Annotated in this window: 7 protein-coding genes; 4 read left to right on the top strand and 3 right to left on the bottom strand. The window is 74.5% G+C overall.

Going from position 1 to position 5659, the window contains the following annotated elements:
• The 3 genes from KME75_RS39545 to KME75_RS39555 all read right to left on the bottom strand — a co-directional run.
• The coding region (locus KME75_RS39545) for an MFS transporter (RefSeq protein WP_219420126.1) at positions 1-580 on the bottom strand (580 nt) is incomplete at its 3' end.
• A 126-nt stretch (positions 581-706) separates the two neighbouring features.
• Positions 707-1381, bottom strand: a complete 675-nt coding sequence (locus tag KME75_RS39550) for a Crp/Fnr family transcriptional regulator (protein WP_219420127.1) — start codon at positions 1379-1381, stop codon at positions 707-709.
• Positions 1382-1549: 168 nt separating this feature from the next.
• A complete protein-coding gene (locus tag KME75_RS39555) occupies positions 1550-1801 on the bottom strand; it encodes a hypothetical protein (RefSeq protein ID WP_219420128.1) in 252 nt (83 codons plus the stop codon).
• Between the two features lie 307 nt (positions 1802-2108).
• Between KME75_RS39555 and nth the strand changes: the two genes are divergently transcribed.
• The 4 genes from nth to KME75_RS39575 are packed head-to-tail and all read left to right on the top strand — an operon-like array spanning position 2109 to position 5428.
• Complete coding sequence (gene nth / locus KME75_RS39560) at positions 2109-2840, top strand: endonuclease III (RefSeq protein ID WP_219420131.1); 732 nt, start codon at positions 2109-2111, stop codon at positions 2838-2840.
• Positions 2837-3484: a TlpA family protein disulfide reductase gene (locus KME75_RS39565; RefSeq protein ID WP_308283478.1), complete on the top strand. Its 648-nt coding sequence runs from the start codon at positions 2837-2839 to the stop codon at positions 3482-3484. The genes nth and KME75_RS39565 overlap by 4 nt, the downstream gene beginning before the upstream one ends.
• Complete coding sequence (locus KME75_RS39570; RefSeq protein ID WP_219420129.1) at positions 3481-4176, top strand: NUDIX hydrolase; 696 nt, start codon at positions 3481-3483, stop codon at positions 4174-4176. The genes KME75_RS39565 and KME75_RS39570 overlap by 4 nt, the downstream gene beginning before the upstream one ends.
• A gap of 55 nt (positions 4177-4231) precedes the next feature.
• A complete protein-coding gene (locus KME75_RS39575; RefSeq protein ID WP_219420130.1) occupies positions 4232-5428 on the top strand; it encodes a MarP family serine protease in 1197 nt (398 codons plus the stop codon).
• The last annotated feature ends 231 nt before the right edge of the window (positions 5429-5659 follow it).

Genomic DNA, 5659 nt, shown 5'->3' on the forward strand with positions numbered 1-5659 from the left:
ACCCGGTGGCGCCGAGCGCCATCGCGGCAGCGGCCGCCACCACGCCGAGCCCCGGCCACGGCGCCGCCGCGACGAGGAACGCGGCGATCGCCGGACCGAGGATGAAGAAGACCTCGAGGCTGATCGCCTCGTAGCTGTAGGCCGCCGACCGGACGGGCCCGGGCGGGACGAGCCCGGACCACAGCGACCGCGACGCACCCTCCAGCGCGGGCCGCACCAGCCCGGAGACGGTGGCGAACGCCACCAGCACCGGCAACGGCTGACGGGTCTCCACGGCGGTCACCAGCGCCGTCACGGCCAGCGCGAACAGCCCGACGACCAGCAGCAGCGGCCGCGTGGGGCCCAACCGGTCCATGATGCGGCCCTGGGTCACCGATCCGGCCGCGACGCCGACCATCGTGCCGGCCGACACCAGCCCCGCCGCGGCGAAGGACCCGCTCACCTGCTGGACGTAGAGCAGCAGCGCCAGCGGCAGCATCGCGATCGGCAGCCTGCCGACGGCCGAGGCGAGCACCGGCACCGGTGCGCCGGGGGTGGTCAGGGCCGCGCGATAGTCGACGAGCGATGCGGAGGACGACACGCGTCCCAGGGTCGCACATTCTGGTACGGCCGTACCACTCGATTGCCGGGCCTCACACACGCGAACGGCGCCCCCGTCCACCGCGTGGACGGGAGCGCCGTTGGGCGAAGGTGCGACCTGCGCGGGTCAGCGGGCGCGGCGGGCGAGGCGCTCCGGCTCGAGGATGAGCACGCTCTTGCCCTCCAGCCGCAGCCACCCGCGGTGGGCGAAGTCGGCGAGCGCCTTGTTGACCGTCTCCCGGCTGGCGCCGACGAGCTGGGCGATCTCCTCCTGCGTGAGGTCGTGGGTGACCCGCAGCAGGCCGGACTCCTGCGACCCGAACTGGCGCGCCAGCTGCAGCAGCGACTTCGCCACGCGGCCCGGCACGTCCGTGAAGATCAGGTCGGCGAGCATGTTGTTGGTGCGGCGCAGCCGCCGAGCCAGCACGCGGAGCAGCTGCTCGGCGATCTCCGGCCGCTTGGCGATCCACTCCCGCAGCGCGGCGCGGTCCATCGTGTAGGTGCGGACCTCGGTGACGGCCGTGGCCGACGACGTGCGCGGGCCCGGGTCGAAGATGGAGAGCTCGCCGAACATGTCGGACGGGCCGGCCACCATCAGCAGGTTCTCGCGCCCGTCGGGCGACTTGCGACCGATCTTCACCTTGCCGGCGCCGACGATGTAGAGCCGGTCGCCCGGCTCGCCTTCCGCGAAGATGACGTGCCCACGCGGGAACTCCGCCGGCTCGAGCGCCTGGGCCAGCGCGTCCGCCGCCTGCGGCTCGACTCCCTGGAAGATCCCTGCGCGGATCAGAACCTCGTCCACTGCACCGCTCCTCGTCCCGGCCGCTGCCCCGCGGCGGATCACCGGCGCGTCAGTCTAGGGGGTGCGCCCACCCTCTGTGACGCCGCAACCGTCGTTGTACCCGCACGACCGGGCGACATAGCGCCGGATAGCCCCCGTTCGGGGGTTTCTTCGACCGATTTCGCCGCGTTAGGCGGCCTTGCTGCGCTTGGTGGATCTCCGCCCGCGCGTGCTGCGGTTCCGCAGCCGGAACAGCTCGAGAGCGCGCCCCGTGCCCTGCCGGAACAGCGCGCGGACCTCGTCGGGCCGCGGTCGTTCGAGGAGCTCCTCGAGCTCCTCGGGGCGCAAGGTGGCCTCTCGCAGTTTCGACTCCACGCGCTCCATTCCGAGCGCGAAGAACATCACCAGCAGCGGCACGAGGACGGACAACCAGGCAGTCATGTCGGGTCCGATCGTCTCGCACCGCGGGCGCCCGCGCGTCGTCGGGGTCGGCGCGGCGCCCTGCTGATGCGGATTCGTGACCCGCCCAACCACCGTGCGTGACGGCCGGGATACGGACGGGCGGCACCGGCGGCGTCGTCGGGTGTCGGTGCCCGCCCGTAGGCTCGTCATCGTGACCATCGCGTCCCGAAGCACCCAGAACCGGAGCACCTCGTCGCGGAGCAGCGCCGCCCGCAACGCCGCCCGGCTCGCCAAGCGGGTGGCCGACGGCGAGCCCGCGCTCGGCCGCGCGCGCCGGGTGGGCCGGATGCTGCGCACCCTCGCCGCCACGCACCCCGACGCGCATTGCGAGCTCGACTTCACCACGCCGCTGGAGCTGGCCGTGGCCACGATCCTCTCGGCGCAGTGCACCGATCAGCGCGTCAACGAGGTCACCCCGGAGCTGTTCGCCCGCTACCGCAGCGCACTCGACTACGCGCAGGCCGACCGCACCGAGCTCGAGGAGATGATCCGGCCCACCGGCTTCTTCCGGAACAAGACCAACTCGCTGATCGGGCTGGGCACCGCCGTCGTGGAGAAGCACGACGGCTCGCTCCCGCACACCCTCGAGGAGCTCGTCGCGCTGCCCGGCATCGGCCGCAAGACCGCCAACGTGATCCTCGGCAACGCCTTCGACATCCCGGGCATCACGGTCGACACGCACTTCGGCAGGCTCGTCCGCCGCTGGGGCTGGACCCAGGAGGAGGACCCGGTCAAGGTCGAGCACGCGGTCGGGGCGCTGGTCCCCAAGCGCGACTGGACGATCGTGTCGCACGAGGTGATCTTCCACGGCCGCCGCGTGTGCCACGCGCGCAAGCCGGCGTGCGGCGCCTGCACGCTGAGCGCCGACTGCCCGGCCTACGGCGCCGGCCCCACCGAGCCCGCGCAGGCCGCCGCGCTCGTCAAGGGGCCGTCCCGGCTCGAGCTGCTGGCCAAGGCGGGAATCCCGGAGGACGCCGCGCCCGCCCAGCGGCCCGGAGAGGACCAGGACGCCCCGTGATCCCCGAGCGGTCCGGCGTCCGGCGATCCGAGGTCGTCACGACCCTCGTCGTCGTGCTGCTGCTCGGGTTGGCGGTGTTCGCCCTCTGGCCGCGCGACGACGAGCCGGCCACCGCCGCGCCGGATGCGGCGCAGCCCACCGCCGTCGCGGTGCCCGACGCCGAGCTCGCCCCGCTGCGCGCCGCGGCGCAGCTGGCCCCGTGCCCCGAACCGTCCGGCGCGCCCGCGGCGGGCCCGCTCGCCGGCATCACCGTCCCGTGCCTCGGCGCGCCGGGCAACGTCGACCTCGGCGCCGCCCTCGCCGGCCGCCCGGCCCTGCTCAACGTCTGGGCCTCGTGGTGCGCGCCCTGCCGCGACGAGCTGCCCGTGCTCGCCGAGTACGCCGCGCGGCCCGACGCCGTGCCGGTGCTGGGCATCGACGTCCGCGACAACCCGCGCGCCGCGCTCGACCTGCTCGATGCGCTCGACGTCACGCTGCCGTCGGTCACCGACCCGGACAACGCGCTGCGCGCCGCGCTGGACATCCCGCCGTCGCTGCCGATGTCGTACGTCGTGCGCGCCGACGGGAGCGTCGTACGGGTCGACCCGCCGGTGCCGTTCCGCACCGCCGACGAGGTGGCCGCCGCCGTGGAGCGGCTCACATGACGTACCTGCGGCCGCCCGAGAGTGCCCCGACCTGGATGCACCCGCTGCTGCACGGGATCCGCGACGTCGACATCACCACGCTGCTGCGCCACCGCGTCCCCGTGCCCGCCGACGGCAGGCGGGCCGCCGTGCTGATGCTGTTCGGCGAGGACACCGAACACGGCCCCGACGTGCTGCTGGTCGAGCGGGCGACCACGCTGCGCCAGCACGCCGGGCAGGTGGCGTTCCCCGGTGGCGGCACCGACCCCGACGACGCCGACGCGGTCGCCACGGCCCTGCGCGAGGCCGAGGAGGAGGCGGGCGTCGAGCCGGCCGGGGTCGTCCCGCTCGCGCTGCTGCCCAACCTGTTCGTCCCGCCGTCGGGGTTCGTCGTCACGCCGGTGATCGCCCATTGGGAGCGCCCGGTCGCGGTGCACGCCGTCGACCCGGCCGAGACGGCGGCGGTCGTCCGGGTGCCGCTGTCCGCGCTGGCCGATCCCGCCAACCGGCTGCGGGTCCGTCACCCGTCCGGGTTGGTCGGGCCGGCCTTCTCGGTGGCGGGGCTGCTCGTGTGGGGATTCACCGGGGGCTTATTGTCCGCTCTGTTGGATCTAGGGGGCTGGGCACGCCCTTGGGACATCACCCGGGTGCGGGACCTGGGTGAGGCGTGGTCCGCGGCACGGGCCGGCCGGCAGGAGGTCGCAGGATCATGAGGGCGGCGCGCCGACACGGCGCACCGGGCGGTTCCGGCGTGCGCGTGGCCGGGACATGAGCTGGGTCGACGCGGTCGTCGTCCTGCTGGCGCTGATCGCGGGCGTCTCGGGCTGGCGGCACGGCATGGCGGTTGCGCTGCTGTCGTTCGTCGGCGTGCTCACCGGGGCCGTCCTCGGCGTCCGGCTCGCGCCGCTGCTGGCCGCGGGCGTGGAGACGCCCACCACCCGGATCATCGTCAGCATCGTCGTGGTCGTGCTGCTGGTCGCGCTGGGCGAGACCACCGGGGTGTTCTTCGGCAGGCGCATCCGCGACCGGATCACCGGCGAGCGCACGCTCCAGGTCGACTCCACCCTCGGGTCCGTGCTGCAGGCGATCACGGTCGTCGTGGCGGCGTGGCTGGTGGCGCTGCCGCTCGCCTCGGCCAGCTTCCCCAGGCTCGCCGCGGGCATCCGCGGCTCCGAGGTGCTGCGGGCCGTCGACTCCGTCATGCCGGAGGGTGCCAAGCAGCTGCCCGCCGAGCTGCGCCAGCTGCTGAACAACTCCGGCTTCCCCGATGTCCTCAGCCCGTTCGCCGAGACTCCGATCACCGAGGTCGGCCCGCCCGACCCGGCGCTCGCGCAGAGCCCCGTCGTGCTGGAGGTCGTCGACAGCGTGCTGAAGATCCGGGGCCGCGCGCCGTCCTGCTCCCGGCAGCTCGAGGGCACCGGTTTCGTGATCGGGCCGCAGCTCGTCCTCACCAACGCGCACGTGGTCGCCGGGACCTCCGAGACCGGCGCCGAGGTGCTGAACTCGCGCGGGCGGATCGTCGAGCTCGACGCCGAGGTCGTGCTCTACGACCCGGCCGTCGACCTCGCGGTGCTCCGGGTGCCCGACCTGCAGGCCGAGCCGCTCGTGTTCGAGCCCGAACCCGCCACCCCGGGCGACGATGCGATCATCCTCGGCTACCCGCTCGACGGCCCGTTCACGGCCACCGCCGCCAAGATCCGTTCGATGATCAGCCTCCGCGGCCCGGACATCTACGACGGCGGCGAGGTGACGCGCGAGGTGTACACGGTGCGGGCCGTGGTCCAGTCCGGCAACTCCGGCGGCCCGATGATCTCGCCCTCCGGGCGGGTGATCGGCGTCGTGTTCGGGGCCGCGCTGGACGACAAGGAGACGGGGTTCGTGCTCACCGTCGACCAGGTCGCCGCCGCGGTGCAGGCCGCGCCCGGCCTGATGGCCGAGGTCGACACCGGCAGCTGCGCCGCGTAGCTGGGCCGTTCGGCCGCTGACGCGCCGGGCGCGGCGCACGACAGTCCCCCCGGAGCCGCGCGTCCGTGCGGCCTCAGGCGGGGGGAAGTGGTCGCGTGGGTGGCAGGGTCCCGAGATCCCGGCGCGGCGGCACGGTGGTGCCGCTGCTCGCAGGTGCCACGGCGGCCGCGGCGGGCGTGGTGCTGCTCGGCTGGCCGGGACGGGCGGCGGTGGCGGGGGGGGGCGGCGCGG

Source organism: Pseudonocardia nigra, assembly GCF_019396355.1.
Classification (GTDB): Bacteria; Actinomycetota; Actinomycetes; order Mycobacteriales; family Pseudonocardiaceae; genus Pseudonocardia; species Pseudonocardia nigra.

What these genes read in the sequence shown, in the direction of transcription:
- KME75_RS39555 (WP_219420128.1), bottom strand. Translation starts at nt 1,801, where the DNA reads ATGACTGCCTGGTTGTCCGTCCTCGTGCCGCTGCTGGTGATGTTCTTC.
- nth (WP_219420131.1), top strand. Translation starts at nt 2,109, where the DNA reads ATGCTGCGCACCCTCGCCGCCACGCACCCCGACGCGCATTGCGAGCTC.
- KME75_RS39570 (WP_219420129.1), top strand. Translation starts at nt 3,481, where the DNA reads ATGACGTACCTGCGGCCGCCCGAGAGTGCCCCGACCTGGATGCACCCG.
- KME75_RS39575 (WP_219420130.1), top strand. Translation starts at nt 4,232, where the DNA reads ATGAGCTGGGTCGACGCGGTCGTCGTCCTGCTGGCGCTGATCGCGGGC.